We start from the raw sequence: 18,707 nt of genomic DNA, 5'->3' as shown, positions 1-18,707 counted from the left end.
CCGCCATGGCGACGGTCGTGGCCTACCGCAGCAGATCGTCGACGGTCGGCAGCTGCAGGATCCGGTCGGAGCTGAGCCACTCGCGCAGGACCTTGGTGGCCTGGACGTCGTCCTCGTTGTAGCGGAGCAGTCGATCGCGCTGGCTCGGGTCCAGCAATGCACCGTCCAGACCCACCGCGGCCTGGTACCAGTCCATCGACGCCTCGCCGCTGGCCTCCGGGTCCGACCATGCGAACCCGGCGACCGGCGCTATCCGCTTGAGCCCCTTGCCGTTCGGACAGATGAAGTTCGCGTTGACGGCCTCGTAGACGTCGACCCACTCGGACGAGGCGATGAACGCATCGACGTCCTCGCGGGAGGGCACCCCGGGGATTCCGGCGAAGCGGTCGGCGCTCCCCCGCAACCACCGATTCTCCGCTTGCTGCGAATAGCAGTACGCCGCAAAGGTCTTGCCCGCCTCATGGGCCGCGTCGCGGCATTCCATCAGCCACTTCCAGAACCGGCCGAAAGCGTGGCCCTCGTCGGTGGTGGGCAGCGGGTCCCACGTGACGAACGGCCGGTACACCGCCGGTGCTCCGGTCACGTTGTCGGTGAGCAGCGTGCCCCATAGGTACGCTCCCCGTTCGCCGTAGCTCTCCATGTCGACGTCCACCTCGACGTCGGCCCGCCGCACCTGCGGCCGCTCCAAACGGCGCACCAGCGGCACGTTCGCGCGCAGACAGTTGGCCTGCACCACCGCGTCCAGGAACGACGTGTGACCGCTCCAGTCCTCGGGTGGGTCGCCCCGGTATTCGGCGAGCTGGGCGACGGTGGTGATGCCGGCCTCGGCCAAGGCGTCGGTGCCGTTGCCGCCCACCACCAGGCTCACGTCGTCGACCGCGATCAATTCCTGTTCGCACGACGGCCACCAGTCGCAGCTGCGGCATTCGTTGATGCGGCGCGGGCGTGTGGGCACACTGCCGTCGGCGACGGCCCGGCGCCGGGCGAAGACCTCGTCGTAGTCGGACATCAGCGGCCCGAGGGGCACCACGAGGATGCAGTCCGCGTCGACGCCGATGACCCCGCCGGTCCAGTGCGCACGGTCCCGCGCGGGCGCGTAGCCGAGCCCGGACAGCATCGCGGCCAACTGCGCCAGTCGCATCGCATCGCGCTTGTTGCCGCGCACCGACCGCGCCGGATCCGGAGTCGGTCGCCACTGATCCAGCGAACTGGTCCGCACGGTGACCGGTTCGGCCGGGTCGCGGTCGGCCTTGGACTGAGTGGTCACCCGATGGTTGACGACGATCAGCGGGAGGTAGCCGTCGCCGTGGCGGATCAGCGCCTCGGCGTGACCGCGACGGCCGGCCTCGTGATCGGTCGGGAGCGCCGCCCGGAAGATCCAGTCCGCACCCTCGGCGCACGCAGTCAGCGTGCGGGCGACCCGCTCGCGGTGCGGTAGGGAGTCGTCGATCGCGACGACACTCACCCCGCGCTCGGCCTGCAGGCGCTGCAGCATTGCGATCACGTCACGGCGGTGCGCCGTGGCGGCCTCGATCCGGCGCAGTGCATCCGGCGATTCGAGCTGCGCCGCTGCGGTTCCGTCGGCTCGCGCGGCACTGTCCAGGGCCAGCCGATGCTCGCAGCCCGTCAGGTCGCGTGCACCGAGGACCGCCGAACCCACCGCCTCGCCTCGCTCTCATCCCGTGTCGCCCGGTGCGGCGACGCTGCGCCACACTCTCATCCCCTACTGACACTATGCAAAACTGGTACCAGTCACGGCCAAGCCGGTCGTCCGGCGGAAAGGACACCATGGGTCTCTCGTCGTCCCGCAAGGCCAAGCGCCTCGAGCGCAAGGCCGAAGCCAAGATCCGCAAAGCGGAGGAGAAAGCCCTCAAGACCCGGGTCCGGCTCGAAGCCAAAGTGAGCGCGCACGAAGAGCAGAAGCGGCACAAGAAGGCACTCCGCGACGAGCACAAGTACGCCAAGAAGGCGCACAAGGCGGAACGCAAGACGGCGAAGACCGCGAGCAAGGCCGAGCAGAAGACCGCCAAGACCGCAGGCAAGGCCCAGCGCAAGGCTGCGGCCGCAGAAGCGAAAACCGTTACCGCACAAGCTAAGGCAGCACAAAGCGCCGGGCTCCTCCAGCCCGCGAAGATCCGCCGCTATCTGACCGTCGCCAAGCTGGTCGCACCGATCGCCGGCCCACTGATCTACCGCGGAGCGGTCGCCGCCCGATCCGAGATCACCGCCCTCCAGGCGCGCCGCGCCGGCGTCCCGGCCGGGCTTCTGACCCAGTACGGCGGCCCGAGCGCCACGCTGCGTGCCCGGATCGCCGCGGCCCAATCCTCCGCCGACAAGGTGGCAGGGCTCGAGGACACCGCCGAAGGCAAGGCCTTCGTTCAGACCATGCGCGCCCGGCTCGACAATCTGGTCGTGGCCGCCGACGCCGCCGACACGATGCCCCCGACGCAGCGCCGGGCCGCCCAGCGTGCGATCGGCAACGAACTGACCGCGATCGACAACGATCTGCTCGCCCGCCTGAACGTCCACCCCCAGTAGGAGATCCGACGATGGCCGATTCCGACCCCACCCTGCCCGCCGCGGCCTCACCGGCTCCGGTTCGCGCCGCGAATCCGACGGTCGCGCAGCTGCGCGCCGAAGCCAAGGCGCAGGGCATCCACGGCTATTCCACGATGAAGAAGGCAGAGTTGATCGCGGCCCTCGCCGCGCAGCAGCCCGCCGCGGCGGCGCAGCCCTCGATCGCGTCTGAACCGACGGCGACAGCCGCATCCCCCGCCACCCCCGAGTCCGCGACCCCGGCACCTGCCGTCACGCCCGAACCGGAGGCAGAGCCCGAACCTGCCGAGCCGGCACCCTCGACCCGCGAGCCCGCCACTCCCGAACCTGCCACGCCCGGCTCCGAACAGTCCGCCACGCCCGAGCCCCCCGCGCCCGTCGCCGAGGCCCCGGCTCCGGCGAGCGACGTCGTCGCGCAGGCCGACGCCGCGCTGGCCTCGTCCCGCCCTCGCCGGGCCACTCCGACACCGCTGCCGGGTGATCGGATCACCCCGGGCATGGTGGCCGCCATCGTCGGCGCCCTCGTCGCGGTGATCCTGTTCCTGCGGCGACGGCGTCGTCGTCGTTCCGCCGAGGACTGACCGAACACGGACCACTCCCCGAACACAGCAGGGCGGCTCCTCCCCGATCCGGGGTGGAGCCGCTCTGCGTCGCCGGTGCGCGGGACTACCGTCCCGGGAGGTACTTGAGTCCGCGGATCGCGAGCGGGGTGACCTTGAGGAACAGGTCGCGCGGGATGCCCTTCATGCCGTCGAGGCCGACGAAGCGCTGCGCGGCGATGGTCTGCGCCTCGGTGTACTTGAGCAGGCCCTCCTCGCCGTGCCTGCGGCCCATTCCGGAGATGCCCATACCGCCCATCGGCGCCGCGGTGGAGCCCCAGGCGGCCGCGTAGCCCTCGTTGATGTTCACGGTGCCCGCCCGCAACCGCTCGGCGATCTTCTGCGCCTGCGCACTGCTGCCGGCGAAGACGCTGGCGTTGAGGCCGTACTCGGTGTCGTTGGCCCGCTCGACCGCCTCGTCGACCGAGTCGACCGGGTAGATCGACACCAGCGGACCGAAGGTCTCGTTGCGGTAGCACTCCATGTCCTCGGTCACGCCGGTGATCACCGTCGGCGCGTAGAAGTAGGGACCCAGATCGGCGCGCTTGCGGCCGCCGGCGAGCACCGTGGCGCCCTTGGCGACGGCGTCGTCGACGTGCTCTTCCATGGTGGAGATCTGCGCGGCCGAGGCCAGCGAGCCCATGTCCGCGGCGAGGTCGTATGACGCGCTGAGCTTCATGTTCTCCACGTACTCGGCGAACTTGCGCGAGAAGGTGTCCGCGATCGCCTTCTCGACGTAGATGCGCTCGATCGAGATGCACAATTGCCCGGAGTTGGAGAAGCACGCACGGGCCGCGCCCTCGACCGCGTTGTCGATGTCCGCGTCGGCGGTGATGATGAGCGGGTTCTTGCCGCCCAGTTCCGCGGAGAAGCCGATCAGGCGCTTGCCCGCCTGCTGCGCCAGGGTGGCGCCGGTCTCCGAGGACCCGGTGAACATCACGTAGTCGGTGGTCTCCACGATCGCCTGCCCGACGACAGATCCGGGTCCGGGCACGACGGCGAAGAGCTCGCGCGGCAAGCCGGCCTCGTAGAGCAGTTCGGCCAGCGCGAGCGCACAGTACGGAGTGTTGCTGTCCGGCTTGATCACGACGGCGTTGCCGGCGATCAGGGCGGCCACCGCGTCGGAGACGGCGAGGGTCAACGGGTAGTTCCACGGGCTGATGACGCCCACGACGCCCTTCGGGATGTGCCGGACGCGGACGTCGGTCGCGCCGGGGATCATCCCGGCGACCTTGCGCTCGGCCAGGATTCGGGGACCGTTGGTCGCGTAGTAGCGGGCGGTCAGGGCGACGTCGAGCACCTCTTCCTGCGCGTACACGCGTGCCTTGCCGGTCTCCGCCTGGGCGATGTCCATCAGCGCGTCGGCATTGCGGTGCACCAGTTCGGAGAAGGCGTTGATCACCTTGGCGCGTTCGGCCGGGCTCTTGGCGCCCCACTCCTTCTGCGCGTCGCGCGCCCGCACCACAGCGGCTTTCAGGTCCTCGGCGGTGCCGACCGGAATGGTCGCCATCTCGGCTCCGCTGAAGGCCTCCAGGACGGGCTTGGTCGGGCGAGCCTCGACGTCGTCGATCGCGGCGAGCGCCTTGAGGCGGTCGAAGTACTCGGGTGTGGGCTTGGCCATGGTGTTCCTCTGGGTTGCTGGCGAGGTGTCGGTTCGCCGAGGGTCAGGGGGTCACGACGACGATGCCGTCGTCGTCGGAGAAGACGTGGTCGCCAGGTCCGAAGACGACACCGCCCAGTTCGACGGGGACGTCGCGCTCGCCGGCGCCGGTCTTGGTGGACTTGCGGGGATTGGTGCCGAGCGCCTTGACGCCGATATTCATGCCACCGATGGTCTTGGCGTCGCGGATGGCGCCGACCGCGATGATTCCGGCCCAGCCGTTCCCTCGGCCGAGTTCGGCGATGAGGTCGCCGACGAGCGCCGTGTGCAGCGAACCACCCCCATCGATCACCAGCACGCCGCCCGGATTGGGTTCGGAGAGAATGGACTTGAGCAGCGCGTTGTCCTGGAAGCAGCGAACCGTGGTCACCACGCCGGCGAACTCGCGGTTCCCGCCGTACTGGGTGAACTGGGTGTCGCAACTGCGGACGTCGGGGCCGATCTCGTCGACCAGGTCGGCGGTGGGGGTGAACTCAGGAACCGTCATAGCCTCCCAGTCTAGGCGCGCGGCGCCGCGATCCCTACCCCGGAGTAACGGAGGCGCCGTCTCTCTACTGTGGCGTACCGATGCTGTTCCTCACGGTTCCTCACGGCTGACCTGGAAGGACATTCGGCACGACGGCATCGGCCCCGGATCTACGCCACAGTAGGGACAGGGCCGCCTCGCAGCGGGCAGAATGGGCGTCGTGGACCATGTACCGATCCGGGACGAGAGCATCCGGCTGGGCCAGTTCTTGAAGCTGGCGAATCTGATCGACACCGGCGCCGACGCCAAGTCGGTGATCGCCGACGGCCTGGTCACGGTGAACGACGAGGTGGAGCTTCGCCGCGGACGGCAGCTGCGCGACGGCGACGTGGTCGAACTCGGCGGGATCAGCGTGCGGGTCGCCGCCGACCAGGCTTGATCGGCGCCGCCGGTCAAGCACTCAGCCGGTGGGACGGAGGCGGCGCAGTTCTTCGGTCGTCACCAGACGCTCGTTCTGCTCGGCCAGCGAGCGGGGGGCCCGAAGCCGTCCCCAGAATACGCGGGCCGAAACACGGCCCGGGCGCCGACGCGTGCGGTCGCTGTACGACGACTGCATGCCATTTCCTCCTGCGAAGCCTCGTGTGGTCTCGAGGGGAATGTCGTACGACGAGACAGAATCGTTACCGCCCGGTACGAGGACCAGGGCCTGTGTGGCGTGTCGCACCCGGCGCCCGGCGTGTTGCGGCACGGCGCCGGCGGCGAGTGTTCGCCTTCCCTGCCTTTCGACAGGCTCAAGGAGCGACAGCCCTTTCGACAAGCTCAAGGAGCGACAGCCCTTTCGACAAGCTCAAGGAGCGACAGCCCTTTCGACAAGCTCAAGGAGCTGTAGACCAGCTCCTTGAGCCCCGTCGAAAGGTCAGCGCTGCGCCACCGTGGTCGGCAGGATCGGCGCGGGCAGTTCGGTCGAGCCGGTCAGGTACGCATCCACCGAGGCGGCCGCGGCCCGGCCCTCGGCGATGGCCCACACGATCAGCGACTGGCCGCGGCCGGCATCACCGGCGACGAACACTCCGGGGACGCCTTTGGCCGCGAAGTGATCGTCGCGCGCGACGTTGCCGCGCGGGTCGTAGTCGACACCGAGCTTGTCGAGCAGATCCTCGCGCTCCGGTCCGACGAAGCCCATGGCGAGCAGCACCAGGTCGCACTCCAACTCGAAGTCCGAGCCCTCGACCTTCTCGAAGCGCCCGCCGCGCATCTGCACCTCGTGCGCCTTGAGTCCGGTCACCTGACCGTTCTCGCCGACGAACTGTTCGGTGTTGACGCTGAACACGCGCTCGCCGCCCTCCTCGTGCGCCGAGGAGACCCGGTACATCAGCGGGTACAGCGGCCACGGGGTCGACTCTGCGCGCTCGGCCGGCGGCCGCGGCATGATCTCGAACTGGTGCACGATCTCGGCGCCCTGGCGCAGGGCGGTGCCCAGGCAGTCCGCGCCGGTGTCGCCGCCGCCGATGATGACGACCTTCTTGCCCTTCGCGGTCACCTGGTCGGGCACCTCGTCGCCCACGGCGAAGCGGTTCGACTGCGGCAGGTACTCCATCGCCTGGTAGATCCCGGTCAGCTCGCGACCCGGCACCGGCAAGTCACGACCGATGGTCGAACCGTTGGCCAACACCACGGCGTCGAACTGCGCGCGGAGCTCCTCGACGGTGATGTCGACGCCCACGTTCACGCCGGCGCGGAAGACGGTGCCCTCGGCCTCCATCTGATCCAGCCGGCGGTCGATGAAGTGCTTCTCCATCTTGAACTCGGGGATCCCGTACCGCAGCAGGCCGCCGATGCGATCGGCGCGCTCGAACACCGTCACCGCATGACCGGCGCGGGTCAGCTGCTGCGCGGCAGCTAGACCGGCGGGTCCGGAACCGACGACGGCGACGGACTTGCCGGTGGTCTCCGACGGGAGCACCGGCGTCACCGTGTTCTCCTGAAACGCCTTCTCGATCAGCTCCACCTCGACCTGCTTGATGGTCACGGCGGGCTGATTGATGCCGAGCACGCACGACGCCTCGCACGGCGCCGGGCACAGCCGGCCGGTGAACTCGGGGAAGTTGTTGGTGGCGTGCAGACGATCAAGCCCGTCGTCCCACCGCCCCTTGAACACCAGGTCGTTCCACTCGGGAATCAGGTTGCCCAGCGGACATCCGTTGTGACAGAACGGGATGCCACAGTCCATGCAGCGACTCGCCTGCGTCTGCAGGGTGCTGCGGTCGAACTTGTTGTAGACCTCTTTGTAGTCCAGCAGCCGCAGTTCGACGGGACGCCGGGTCGGCGTCTCACGTTCGGGGTGCTTGAGAAAACCTCTCGGATCAGCCACGAGCCGCCTCCATGATCGCTTCGTTCACATCTCGTCCGGTGCGCTCGGCCATCTCGATGGCTTCCAGCACTCGCTTGTAGTCGCGGGGCATCACCTTCGCGAACTTGGTCTGGGCCACCGCCCAGTTGCCGAGGATCTTGGCCGCCACCGGCGACCGCGTCTCGTCCCGGTGCTCGGTGAGCATGTCCTGCAGGTACTTCAGATCGTCGTCGTCGAGCACGTCGAGATCGACCAGCTCGGTGTTGACGTTCTTGGCGAAGGTCCCGTTCTTGTCGTAGACGTACGCGACGCCGCCCGACATGCCGGCCGCGAAGTTGCGGCCGGTCTCGCCGAGCACGATCACCCGGCCGCCGGTCATGTACTCACAGCCGTGATCGCCGACGCCCTCGACGACGGCGTGCACACCGGAGTTGCGGACGCAGAAGCGCTCGCCGGCCACCCCGCGCAAGAAGATCTTGCCTGCGGTGCCGCCGAACCCGATCACGTTGCCGGCGATGATGTTCTCCTCGGCGACGAAGCCCGCGGGCGCGTCCACTGACGGGGCGACGACGATCTTGCCGCCGGACAGGCCCTTGCCGACGAAGTCGTTCGCGTCGCCGGTGAGCCGCATGGTGATGCCGCGCGGCACAAAGGCGCCGAAGCTGTTGCCCGCCGAGCCGGTGAACGAGATCGAGATGGTGCCGTCCGGCAGACCCTCCGCGCCGTACACCTTGGTCACCTCGTGGCCGAGCATGGTGCCGACCGTGCGGTTGACGTTGGTGATCGGCGACTCGATGAACACGCGGGTGCCCGACTCGATGGCCGGCCGCGCCTTCTCGATCAGCTCGTTGTCGAGCGCCTTGTCCAGACCGTGATCCTGCGTACCCGAGCAGTACAGGTCCTGGTTCATGAACGGCGACTCCGGCATGGTCAGGATCGGCGTCAGGTCGAGCTTGCCGGCCTTGGCGCCCTTCCAGCGCGCGATGGCCTTGGACGTGTCGAGCGCCTCGATGTGCCCGACGGCCTCCTGCAACGTGCGGAAGCCCAAACGCGCCAGCAGCTCGCGCACCTCTTCGGCGACGAACAGCATGAAGTTCTCGACGAACTCCGGCTTGCCGGTGAAGCGCTCGCGGAGCAGCGGGTTCTGCGTCGCCACGCCCACCGGGCAGGTGTCGAGGTGACAGACACGCATCATGATGCATCCCGACACCACGAGCGGAGCGGTGGCGAAGCCGAACTCCTCGCCGCCGAGCAGCGCGGCGATCATCACGTCGCGACCGGTCTTCAGCTGGCCGTCGACCTGCACGACGATGCGGTCACGCAGACCGTTGAGCAGCAGCGTCTGCTGGGTCTCGGCCAGGCCGATCTCCCACGGCGCGCCCGCGTGCTTCAGCGAGGTCAGCGGGCTGGCGCCGGTGCCGCCGTCGAACCCGGAGATCAGCACGACGTCCGCGTGCGCCTTCGAGACGCCCGCGGCGACGGTGCCGACGCCGAGCTCGGAGACCAGTTTCACGTGAATCCGCGCGCTGGGGTTCGCGTTCTTCAGGTCGTGGATCAGCTGCGCCAGATCCTCGATCGAGTAGATGTCGTGGTGCGGCGGCGGCGAGATCAGGCCGACGCCGGGCGTGCTGCCACGCACCTCGGCGACCCACGGGTACACCTTGTGCGGCGGCAGCTGGCCGCCCTCACCGGGCTTGGCGCCCTGCGCCATCTTGATCTGGATGTCGGTGCAGTTGCTCAGGTAGTGGCTGGTGACACCGAAGCGGCCCGAGGCCACCTGCTTGATCGCGCTGCGCCGCCAATCGCCGTTCTCGTCGTGGCTGAACCGGCGCGGGTCCTCGCCGCCCTCACCCGAGTTGCTCTTGCCGCCGAGTCGGTTCATCGCGATGGCGAGCGTCTCGTGAGCCTCGGCCGAGATGGAGCCGTAGCTCATCGCGCCGGTCGAGAACCGCTTGACGATCTCGCTGGCCGGCTCCACCTTGTCGATCGGAATCGGGTCCCGGTCACCGAAGTTGAAGTCGAACAGGCCGCGCAGCGTGCCCAAGCGGGCCGACTGGTCGTCGACCATCTTGGTGTACTCCTTGAACACCGAGTACTGCCCGGTGCGGGTGGAGTGCTGCAGTTTGAAGACGGTTTCCGGGTTGAAGAGGTGATACTCGCCCTCGCGCCGCCACTGGTACTCGCCGCCGACCTCGAGCTCGCGGTGGGCCCGCTCGGACGGGCGTTCGCTGAAGGCGAGCGCGTGCCGGGCGGCCACCTCGTCGGCGATCTCGTCGAGCCCGACGCCGTCGAGCTGGCTGCGCAGACCGGTGAAGAACTCGTCGACCAGTTCCTGGCTCAGGCCGATGGCCTGGAACAGCTGGGCGCCGTTGTACGACGGGACCGTCGAGATGCCCATCTTGCTCATCACCTTGAGCACGCCCTTGCCGGCGGCCTTGATGTAGTTGGCCCGCGCCTTGGCGAAGTCGGCCGGGCTGGTGATGGCGCCGCGGTCGATCATGTCCTCGATCGACTCGAACGCCATGTACGGGTTGATCGCCCCGGCGCCGAAGCCGATCAGCAGCGCCATGTGGTGCACCTCGCGGGCGTCACCGGATTCGACGACGATGGACGCGCGCGTCCGGGTCCGTTCGCGCACCAGGTGATGGTGCACGGCCGAGGTCAGCAGCAGCGACGGAATCGGCGCCAGGTTCTCGTCGGACTCGCGGTCGGAGAGCACGATGATCCGCGCGCCCTCGGCGATCGCGGCCGAGGCCTTGGCCCGGACCTCGTCGAGCGCCTTGCGCAGACCGGCGCCGCCCTCGGCCACCGGGTACAGGCCGTGGATGTGCACCGACGGGAAACCGGTCGCCTCACCGTCGATCTTCACCAGCTGGGCGAGCTCGTCGTTGTCGAGGATCGGCTGGCTCAGCACGATCTGCTTGGCCGACTCGGCGGTCGGATTCAGCAGATCGCGCTCGCCGCCGAGCCGGTGCCCGATGCTGGTGACGATCTCCTCGCGGATGGCATCCAGCGGCGGATTGGTCACCTGGGCGAACAACTGCTGGAAGTAGTCGAACAGCATGCGCGACCGCGCCGACAGCACCGCGATCGGGGTGTCGGTGCCCATCGAGCCGATGGCCTCCGCGCCGGCCGATGCCATGGGCTCGATCAGCAGGCGCAGGTCCTCGTTGGTGTAGCCGAAGAGCTGCTGGCGGTGCGTGACGCGCGCGTGGTTCATGTGCACGTGCGGACGCTTGGGCAGGTCCTCCAGGCGGACCTGGTTCTCGTCGAGCCACTGCTGGTAGGGGTGCTCGGCGGCGAGGGTGTCCTTGATCTCCTCGTCGTCGACGATGCGGCCCTGCTCGGTGTCGACCAGGAACATCTTGCCGGGCTGCAGGCGCAGCCGGGACACGACGTCGGCCGGATCGATGTCGAGCACGCCCACCTCCGAACCCAGGACGACGAGGCCGTCCTTGGTCACCCAGATCCGCGAGGGCCGCAGGCCGTTGCGGTCGAGCACCGCGCCCACGTACTTGCCGTCGGTGAAGCAGACCGACGCCGGGCCGTCCCAGGCCTCCATCAGTGCCGAGTGGTACTCGAAGAACGCCCGGTGCTCGGGCTTCATGTCCTCGTGCCGCTCCCACGCCTCGGGGATCATCATCAGCACGGCGTGCGGCAGGCTGCGTCCGCCGAGGTGCAGCAGTTCCAGCACCTCGTCGAACCGGGCCGTGTCCGACGCACCCGGCGTGCACACCGGGAAGATCTTCTCGGCGAGCGCTGTGTCAGTCGCCCCGCTCGCTTCGCTCCCGGCGGCGGCACCGAACACCGCAGTGTCGATCAGCGCCTCGCGGGCACGCATCCAGTTCTCGTTGCCGGTGACGGTGTTGATCTCGCCGTTGTGCGCGACCCGGCGGAACGGATGCGCCAGCGGCCACGACGGGAAGGTGTTGGTGGAGAACCGCGAGTGGACCAGACCCAGGGCGCTCTCGACGCGCTCGTCCTGCAAGTCGAGGTAGAAGTCGCGCAGCTGCGGAGTGGTCAGCATGCCCTTGTAGACCATGGTCTGGCCCGACAGGCTCGGGAAGTACGCGGTCTCCCGGCCCGGGCCGTCCTGACCGGCGCCCTTGTTCCCGAGCTCGTACTGGATCCGCTTGCGCACCACGTACGCCTGGCGCTCCAGGTCCATGCCCGATGCGCCGCCGATGAACACCTGACGGAAGGTCGGCATGGCGTCGCGGGCCAGCGCGCCCAGCGAGCTGTCGTCGACGGGCACCTCGCGCCACCCGAGCAGCGTCAGGCCCTGCGCGTCGACGATCTTCTCGATGCCGTCGATGGCGTCGGCCACGTCGCCGGACGACTGCGGCAAGAAGACGATGCCGGTGGCGTACTCGCCCTCGGCGGGAAGCTCGAAGTCGACGACCTCGCGTAGGAAGCGGTCCGGGACCTGGATCAGGATGCCCGCGCCGTCGCCGGTGTTCGGCTCGGCGCCCGCGGCGCCGCGGTGTTCCAGGTTCACCAGCGCGGTGATCGCCTTCTCGACGATGTCGCGTGAGCGACGGCCGTGCATGTCGACGACGAAGGCGACGCCGCAAGCGTCGTGTTCGTTGATGGGATCGTAGAGCCCGACGGGCCCCGGCAAGTGCATCATGGATCTGCCTACTCCGTACGCCACGCTGCGCACTGATACGTACTGGAGAAGTCCCGGGAGAGTCGACGTGGCTGTACGTCGCCGGGAAGATCAGCTTCGTTGCTGGTTTCGCTCGGTGCAACACACTCGAGCGCAGTGCCCTCGATTCTGCCACGCAGAGGGGCGCCCGGGCAAAACTCTGCGTCATATCGGCGAAACGCGGTTGTTACGAAACCGTCTCGACGGGCCCGCCGCCCCGGCGTTGGAACATTTCCGTCGTACTGTCGCATCGTGGTCGACACCGAAGTCTCCGACGGTCTGCGCGCCCGCGGTTCGCGCCGCGCCCGCGCCCTGAACGGGTTCGTCTGGCGCAACAGCGCCCGGCCGATGATCGCCGCTGCGGGCCAGGTGCCCATGGTCGCGCCGGTCGGGCTGCGGGTGATGCGACCGGCGCTGAACGCGTCGCTCTCGGCCATCAGCCCGGTGCCCCGGGGAACGCGCGTCACGAAGGTGAAGGTGCGGCACGACGCCGGGCACGTGCGCGGCGAGTGGGTGCACGAGGCCGATCGCCTCGGCGGCGGGCTGCCCGACCCGTCGTCGGACCGCAGCATCCTCTACTACCTGCACGGCAGCGGCTACCTGATCTGTTCGCCGCGCACTCATCGCGGCATCGTCGCGCGGCTCGTGCGACGGACCGGGATCGGCGCCTTCAGCCTGGATTACCGGCTCGGTCCGGGCCACCGGTTCCCGGCCGGCGGCGACGACGCCGTCCGCGGCTACCGCTGGCTCCTCGATCAGGGGTTCTCTGCCGAGCAGATCGTCGTCGCCGGGGATTCCGCGGGCGGGCATCTGGCGCAGGACCTGATTGCGGCCAATCACCGCGACGGGGTCCCCCAGCCGGCCGCGATGCTGCTGATCTCGCCGTTGTACGACCCGAGCTTCGATACGGCGTGCGCCCTGGAGCGGTCGGGCGTGCGCGACCCGCACATCGACGCCGTCGGCGCCCAGCGCCTGCTCCGCCTCTACACCGGAGCAGCCCCCTCGAGCCATCCGCGCATGCGCATCCGGCTCACGAGCGACATGGCCGTCCCCGACACGCTCATCCAGTTCGGCGGCCGCGAGGTGATGGCCGACGACGCCCGCGCAATTCATGCGGGGATCCTGGCCGCGGGCGGCAGTTCCACCCTTCAGGAGTGGCCCGGACAGGGCCACGTGTTCCAGATGTTCCCCTACTTCACTCCGGATTCGCGCAAGGCGGTCCGGGAGCTGAAGAACTTCCTGGACCAGTACGTGCGCGTGTGACCGGCGGGCGCGCTGCCGGTTTCGCCCCCGGCCCGGACCCACGGAGATCCCGTTCCGGACGAGTACACCCAACTCGGATCAGCAGCCGCAATGGTCCGGGTCGGCGCCCGCCTCTTGGCCGTTCCCGCGTGTCGATCCGCTTCCCGATTGTGGTTCTCGTTCCCGCGGACCTCCGGGAGTCCGCAGGAGGCGGATCGACACTCGGCAGGAGGATTGATACTCGGGAGCGTCGTCCGTGCGGTCGCGCGTGGCAGAATCACGACACAGCGCGGCACGGGCCGCACCGAGCAGAAGCGAGAGTGTCATGGCCGACCTCAACGATCTCCTGAACCGCCTGCCGATCGACGACCTCGCCACGAAGGTCGGCGCCAGCCCCGACGACGTGCGCGCCGCAGCGGCGGCCGCGCTCCCCACCATGGTCGCCGGCTTGGCCGCGCAGACCGGTAGCGAGGAGTCGTCCGCCGCGCTGGCCGGTGCGCTCGAGAAGCACGACGACGGTCTCGCCGACGGGGCCATCGACGTGGAGAAGGTCGACACCGCAGACGGGCAGAAGATCGTCGGCAAGCTGTTCGGCGACCAGCAGGACTCCGTCGCCCAAGGCATCAGCGGCGCGGTCCCTGCCGCGGCGGTCGACCAGGGCCTGGTGAAGAAGCTGCTACCGATCCTCGCCCCGATCGTGCTCAGCTACGTGATGAGCCAGTTCGGCGGCGCCAAGGGCGGCACCCAGACCGACGGCGGTCTCGGCGATCTGCTGGGCGGCATGCTCGGCGGCGGCAACAAGAGCTCCGGCGGGGGGCTCGGCGACCTCCTGGGCAGCGTGCTCGGCGGGGGCGGCGGCAAAGGCGGCGACAATCCGCTCGGCTCGATTCTGGGCGGCATCCTCGGCGGCAAGTAGCACCGCCGGGTCTCGACTTCGCTCGACCAGGGGTGGCACTTCCCGCGGCCGAGACACAACCCTTCCGCGGATCTGCGCGCTGAGCGCTCGGATCCGCGGAACACAGTCGGCCGTCCCGTCGGGGTTCGACCGCCGTGGAGACACAACCACTAGGATCGACGCATGAAGCGCGTCCTGATGTCGGCGGCGGTCCTGCTCCTCACCGCCTTCGGGATCTTTCTGCCGCTGATCAGCTTTTCCACGTCGTCCGGCTCCATCTCCTCCGACCCGGTGGTGATCACCGATTACCGGGCCGACGTCACGGTGCACCGGGACGGCTCCCTGAACGCGACGGAGACGGTGACCGCCGAGTTCCCCTACGGCCGGCACGGCATCTTCCGGTTCTGGGACGTCTCGGACACCAGCAATCGCGGGACTCGCTTTCCGCCGCAGGACATCTCGATCACCATGGACGGCGCAGCCGTCCCGTTCGAGCTGAGCTGGGAGCAGCGCGACCGCTACCGTGTCGCCAAGATCGGTGATCCGAACCGGTACGTGAGTCCGGGCGCGCACACCTACGTCATCAAGTACCGGGTCGACGGCGTGCTGGCACCGGGCGGGTCACCGGCCCACCGCGGCGACACCTCCAGCTGGGGCAGCGACAAGACCTCCCGCTTCCTCTGGCGGGTGGTGGCCGACGGTTGGCAGATGACGATCGTCAAGTCCGAGAGCATCCTCCGCTTGCCGGAGGAGCCGGTCTCGTTCACCTGCGCGACGAACCGCGGCATCGACTGCCGGATCGCCGCGCCGGATGCGAACACGCGCGTGGTCACCACCGGACAATTGCCGCCGATGACCGGCGTCGCCGTGCGGGCCGATCTCCCGTTCCCCGCGCCGGACCGCACCGTGCTGCCGTGGTCGATCCGCTTCGATCCGGTCTTCGGCCGCTCGGTCGGCGGTCTGATCGCCGCCCTGGCACTGTCTGCCGTCACCCTCGGCCTCGGAGTCTGGTGGACGCTGCGCAGCCGGGAGAAGCCGCCGCTGCGGCCGGTGATGTACGGGCCGCCCGAGGATCCGCAACGGTCGGGCGGGGTGCTGGGACCGGCGCAGAGCTACTACGTCGCCTACGAGGCGATGCCGAAGAAGGCCCTGGTCGCCACCCTGTTCCATCTCGCCGAAGAGGGCGCCGTGCGCCTCGAACGCAAGGGCGGCGACTGGACCGTCCACTCGACGGTGACACCGGACCTGAGGAACACGCTCGACCCGGCCGCGCGCTCGGTGCTCTCCTCGCTGGGTCTGGCCGCAGCGGGTCAGACCTTCCGGGCCGACGGCAGCGTGTCCGCGGGCCAGAAGCTCAGCGCGGCGCAAGGATCACTGGAGGGCGCGGTGAAGGGCTGGGGCGCGTCGAGCGGCACCGTGGCGCACAGCAACTCCGAGAACCTGGGACGCGCACTCACGGCGGTCGCCCTTCTCGTCGCCGCCGGTCTGCTGATCTTCGGGCTGCTGCCGGCCACCGTCTGGGCGCTGCCGGCGGCCGCGTTCGCCGTCGGCGGCGCGGGCCTGTGGTCGTCGGGGGTGGGCACTCGTCGTACCCGGCTCGGCCGCGAAGTCTGGTCCCGGGCCGCCGGCTTCGAGCGACTCCTCTCCACCCGCTCCAATCAGGAACGGTTGGATTTCAGCGCCCACAAGGAGCTCTACACCGACTACATCCCGTACGCGATCGCCTTCGACTGCGCCGACGCCTGGGCCGACAAGTACCGCTACGCGACCGGGCACGAGCCGCCCGAGCCGGTCTGGTTCGGCGGCGGCTTCTACGGAGTGCACGGAATCGGCGGCTTCGGGGCAGGCGGGTCGGCGTTCAGCAGCTTCGAATCCAGCCTGCAGTCGTCGCTGTCGGCGTATACCGAGTCGCAGTCGTCCAGCAGCAGCGGAGGCGGCGGCAGCTTCGGCGGCGGCTTCTCCGGCGGCGGCGGAGGCGGCGGAGGCGGCGGTTCCTGGTGACCAACGGCCGGAGCCGACCTCCGCAATGGACGCATAATGGCAGTCAGTCCCCCATCGGAAGAGAATTCCCATGACCACCGCCTTGATCATCGTCGCCGTCGTTCTCGTCATCGTCGTGCTGTTGGCCCTGTTCGGGATCATCGGCTTCAACAAGCTCCGCAAGGCGGACATCCTGTGCGAGGAGGCGATGGGCGGAATCGACGTCCAGCTGACCCGCCGTGCCGACCTGATCCCGAACCTGGTCAACACCGTCAAGGGCTACGCCGCGCACGAGTCCGGCGTCCTCGAAGCCGTCACCGCCGCACGCACCACCGTGCAGCAGGCCGCGCAGGGGCACGACGTCTCCGCCAAGGCTGCTGCCGAGGCGCAGATGAGTGGCGCCCTGGGCCGGCTCTTCGCCGTCGCCGAGAACTACCCGCAGCTGCAGGCCGCGCCGAACTTCCTGGCGCTGCAGACCGAGCTCGCCGAGACCGAGAACAAGCTCTCCTTCGCCCGGCAGTACTACAACGACGCCGTCTCCCGACTGAACCAGCTGGTCAAGACGCTGCCGTGGATGTTCTTCGCGCCGATGGCCGGAGTCAAGGCCCGCGAGTTCTACCAGGCGCCCGCCGCCGCGACCGAGCGGCCCGACGTACAGTTCTGAGGTCCCCGTCGCGCGTCCATCCACGCCTGTTCCCGCTCGGCGACACCGCCGACCCGACGACCGGCTGGCGCGCTAGTGTCTTAGTCCTCGTCGTTCTTCGGCGCCGGATACTGCACGCGCAACCAGCTGTAGCCGTACGTCGACAGGAACATGACGCCGACCGCTCCTATCGACCACCAGAGCCAGACGTTGAGCAACGAGTCGCGGAACGCGGTGACCAGCCAGAGCATGATGAAGATCACGCAGGCGAGGGTCGCCAGAAACCGCAGCGGCAGAATGATGGTCGCGGCCGTCGACCACAGCGCTTCGCGCGCAGTTCGTGACATGGATTCATTCTAGTGTCCCGTGTTGGGAGTTTCTCGATGGTTGCCGGGAGTCCGATGGGCGGCCGGCAAGGCGGACGAGGGAGGGATACCGGCAGGTATCGGCGACCGAGGACAACGCCGCCAGACGTTCATCGGGCCCCGGCATACCGCGAAAGAACTTTCGACACGGGACACTAGACATCGGAACATGTCGCGAGCAGGGACGAACGTCGCGAACAGGCGCACAATGGAGCCCATGAGGACGATTCTGAACGTGCTGTGGCTGGTGCTCTGCGGATTCTGGATGGCGGTCGGCTATGTGGTCGCCGGGGTGATCTGCTGCATTCTGATCATCACCATCCCATTCGGGATCGCCTCGTTCCGGATGGCGAACTACGCGCTCTGGCCGTTCGGACGGACGGTAGTCCGCAATCCAGAGGCGGGAGCGGCGTCGACGATCGGCAACGTGATCTGGTTGATCTTCGCCGGGATCTGGCTGGCCATCGGTCACCTCACCACCGGAATCGCCTTGTGCCTCACCATCATCGGTATTCCACTCGGCGTCGCCAGCTTCAAGATGATCCCGATCGCCCTGCTTCCGCTCGGTGCGCAGATCGTCTCCACTGACGATCCTGCGGCCATCGGCCTGTGACCGAGCCGCCGGTCCGGTCGGAAGCCACTGCGGCGGGACGGTCGCCGATCAACCCAGCGCGGCGATCAGCTCCGACTTCTTCATCGTCGAGTATCCCTTGATTCCCTTGGCCTTGGCCTCGGCCTTGAGCTCGGCGACGGTCTTCGCCTTCGGCTTGGCGGCCTTCGCCGCGGGCTTGTCAGCCTTCTTGGCCGGCGCGGACTTCCCCGCCGGCTTCGACGCAGCGGGCTTCGACGCAGCGGGCTTCTTCGCAGCAGACTTGGTCGCAGCAGACTTGGTCGCAGCGGGCTTGGCCGGCTGAGGCTTCTTCGCCGCGGGCTTGGCAGCCGCCGACTCGACCGGCTCGGACTTCTTCGCTGCGACGGGCTTGGCGGCCGGCTCCGGCTTCTTGGCCGCCGCGGGCTTGGCGGTCGGCGCAGGTTTCGCGGATTCCGGCTTGGCCTTCTTGCCGATCGGGCTCTTGGCGCTCAGCGTGTCGCGCAGCGCCATCACTTCGTCGGAGAGACGCCGGACTTCCTTTTCGAGCCGCTTGAGGAGTTCGTTCTTAGCCATTGATCGCTACCCTTCGTCGGGATTGTCAGGACGCGGCCGTCGTTCGACCTGCCCCATTGTGACCCGACCTGCAGGAAATGTGCCGCATCGACACCCGATCAGCGTCATTCCGGCGGGGCGTGACCGGGTGCGCTGATC

Annotated in this window: 14 protein-coding genes and 1 pseudogene; 8 read left to right on the top strand and 7 right to left on the bottom strand. The window is 68.8% G+C overall.

Annotated features, from left to right (window positions below):
* Positions 1-22: 22 nt before the first annotated feature.
* Complete coding sequence (locus C6V83_RS01845; protein WP_105940961.1) at positions 23-1,660, bottom strand: TM0106 family RecB-like putative nuclease; 1,638 nt, start codon at positions 1,658-1,660, stop codon at positions 23-25.
* A 128-nt stretch (positions 1,661-1,788) separates the two neighbouring features.
* Between C6V83_RS01845 and C6V83_RS18475 the strand changes: the two genes are divergently transcribed.
* Together C6V83_RS18475 and C6V83_RS01840 are read left to right on the top strand one after the other, a co-directional pair.
* On the top strand, positions 1,789-2,538 hold the full coding sequence (locus C6V83_RS18475) for a DUF6474 family protein (protein WP_199832569.1): 750 nt from the start codon (positions 1,789-1,791) through the stop codon (positions 2,536-2,538).
* 11 nt (positions 2,539-2,549) lie between these two features.
* Positions 2,550-3,137, top strand: coding sequence for a Rho termination factor N-terminal domain-containing protein (locus C6V83_RS01840; protein WP_105940960.1), 588 nt, complete (start codon positions 2,550-2,552; stop codon positions 3,135-3,137).
* Between the two features lie 85 nt (positions 3,138-3,222).
* Here the strand turns inward: C6V83_RS01840 and C6V83_RS01835 are convergent.
* Together C6V83_RS01835 and rraA are read right to left on the bottom strand one after the other, a co-directional pair.
* Positions 3,223-4,779, bottom strand: a pseudogene (locus C6V83_RS01835) (succinic semialdehyde dehydrogenase); the annotation flags it as partial.
* 40 nt (positions 4,780-4,819) lie between these two features.
* Complete coding sequence (gene rraA, locus C6V83_RS01830; protein ID WP_105940958.1) at positions 4,820-5,302, bottom strand: ribonuclease E activity regulator RraA; 483 nt, start codon at positions 5,300-5,302, stop codon at positions 4,820-4,822.
* A 190-nt stretch (positions 5,303-5,492) separates the two neighbouring features.
* Here rraA and C6V83_RS01825 point away from each other — a divergent pair, with 190 nt between their 5' ends.
* Positions 5,493-5,720: an RNA-binding S4 domain-containing protein gene (locus C6V83_RS01825; protein WP_105940957.1), complete on the top strand. Its 228-nt coding sequence runs from the start codon at positions 5,493-5,495 to the stop codon at positions 5,718-5,720.
* A gap of 477 nt (positions 5,721-6,197) precedes the next feature.
* Here the strand turns inward: C6V83_RS01825 and C6V83_RS01820 are convergent, their stop codons facing one another.
* Both C6V83_RS01820 and gltB read right to left on the bottom strand, forming a co-directional pair.
* The gene (locus C6V83_RS01820) at positions 6,198-7,652 is read right to left on the bottom strand and encodes a glutamate synthase subunit beta (protein ID WP_105940956.1); all 1,455 of its coding nucleotides are present in this window, start codon (positions 7,650-7,652) and stop codon (positions 6,198-6,200) included.
* Positions 7,645-12,261 (bottom strand): glutamate synthase large subunit, encoded by a 4,617-nt coding sequence (gene gltB / locus C6V83_RS01815; RefSeq protein ID WP_105940955.1) that lies wholly within the window; start codon positions 12,259-12,261, stop codon positions 7,645-7,647. Before gltB ends, C6V83_RS01820 begins: the two co-directional genes overlap by 8 nt.
* 270 nt (positions 12,262-12,531) lie before the next feature.
* On the opposite strand from gltB, the gene C6V83_RS01810 reads away from it, so the two are divergent.
* From C6V83_RS01810 to C6V83_RS01795, 4 genes are all read left to right on the top strand, one after another.
* Complete coding sequence (locus C6V83_RS01810; RefSeq protein ID WP_234353815.1) at positions 12,532-13,542, top strand: alpha/beta hydrolase; 1,011 nt, start codon at positions 12,532-12,534, stop codon at positions 13,540-13,542.
* 304 nt (positions 13,543-13,846) lie between these two features.
* Complete coding sequence (locus C6V83_RS01805) at positions 13,847-14,437, top strand: DUF937 domain-containing protein (protein WP_105940954.1); 591 nt, start codon at positions 13,847-13,849, stop codon at positions 14,435-14,437.
* Between the two features lie 162 nt (positions 14,438-14,599).
* Positions 14,600-16,417 (top strand): DUF2207 domain-containing protein, encoded by a 1,818-nt coding sequence (locus tag C6V83_RS01800; protein WP_105940953.1) that lies wholly within the window; start codon positions 14,600-14,602, stop codon positions 16,415-16,417.
* A 70-nt stretch (positions 16,418-16,487) separates the two neighbouring features.
* Positions 16,488-17,060 (top strand): LemA family protein, encoded by a 573-nt coding sequence (locus C6V83_RS01795; protein ID WP_105940952.1) that lies wholly within the window; start codon positions 16,488-16,490, stop codon positions 17,058-17,060.
* 80 nt (positions 17,061-17,140) lie between these two features.
* On the opposite strand, the gene C6V83_RS01790 is transcribed toward C6V83_RS01795, so the two are convergent.
* Positions 17,141-17,386, bottom strand: coding sequence for a hypothetical protein (locus C6V83_RS01790; protein WP_105940951.1), 246 nt, complete (start codon positions 17,384-17,386; stop codon positions 17,141-17,143).
* A 235-nt stretch (positions 17,387-17,621) separates the two neighbouring features.
* Between C6V83_RS01790 and C6V83_RS01785 the strand changes: the two genes are divergently transcribed.
* Positions 17,622-18,017 carry a YccF domain-containing protein gene (locus C6V83_RS01785; RefSeq protein WP_105940950.1) on the top strand — a complete coding sequence of 132 codons (396 nt, stop codon included), beginning with the start codon at positions 17,622-17,624 and terminating at the stop codon, positions 18,015-18,017.
* Between the two features lie 48 nt (positions 18,018-18,065).
* Here C6V83_RS01785 and C6V83_RS18620 read toward each other — a convergent pair whose 3' ends face one another.
* Positions 18,066-18,569 (bottom strand): Rho termination factor N-terminal domain-containing protein, encoded by a 504-nt coding sequence (locus tag C6V83_RS18620; protein WP_105940949.1) that lies wholly within the window; start codon positions 18,567-18,569, stop codon positions 18,066-18,068.
* Positions 18,570-18,707 lie beyond the last annotated feature (138 nt).

The sequence above is a fragment of the Gordonia iterans genome, assembly GCF_002993285.1.
Taxonomy (GTDB): Bacteria; Actinomycetota; Actinomycetes; order Mycobacteriales; family Mycobacteriaceae; genus Gordonia; species Gordonia iterans.
Note: the sequence above shows the minus strand (reverse complement) of the source record. Positions and strands in the feature narration are given on the sequence as shown.

Coding starts and splice junctions, on each gene's coding strand:
- C6V83_RS01795 (WP_105940952.1), top strand. CDS start 16,488: ATGACCACCGCCTTGATCATCGTCGCCGTCGTTCTCGTCATCGTCGTG.
- C6V83_RS01805 (WP_105940954.1), top strand. CDS start 13,847: ATGGCCGACCTCAACGATCTCCTGAACCGCCTGCCGATCGACGACCTC.
- C6V83_RS01825 (WP_105940957.1), top strand. CDS start 5,493: ATGGGCGTCGTGGACCATGTACCGATCCGGGACGAGAGCATCCGGCTG.
- gltB (WP_105940955.1), bottom strand. CDS start 12,261: ATGATGCACTTGCCGGGGCCCGTCGGGCTCTACGATCCCATCAACGAA.
- C6V83_RS18620 (WP_105940949.1), bottom strand. CDS start 18,569: ATGGCTAAGAACGAACTCCTCAAGCGGCTCGAAAAGGAAGTCCGGCGT.
- C6V83_RS01785 (WP_105940950.1), top strand. CDS start 17,622: ATGAGGACGATTCTGAACGTGCTGTGGCTGGTGCTCTGCGGATTCTGG.
- rraA (WP_105940958.1), bottom strand. CDS start 5,302: ATGACGGTTCCTGAGTTCACCCCCACCGCCGACCTGGTCGACGAGATC.
- C6V83_RS01840 (WP_105940960.1), top strand. CDS start 2,550: ATGGCCGATTCCGACCCCACCCTGCCCGCCGCGGCCTCACCGGCTCCG.
- C6V83_RS01790 (WP_105940951.1), bottom strand. CDS start 17,386: ATGTCACGAACTGCGCGCGAAGCGCTGTGGTCGACGGCCGCGACCATC.
- C6V83_RS18475 (WP_199832569.1), top strand. CDS start 1,789: ATGGGTCTCTCGTCGTCCCGCAAGGCCAAGCGCCTCGAGCGCAAGGCC.
- C6V83_RS01800 (WP_105940953.1), top strand. CDS start 14,600: ATGAAGCGCGTCCTGATGTCGGCGGCGGTCCTGCTCCTCACCGCCTTC.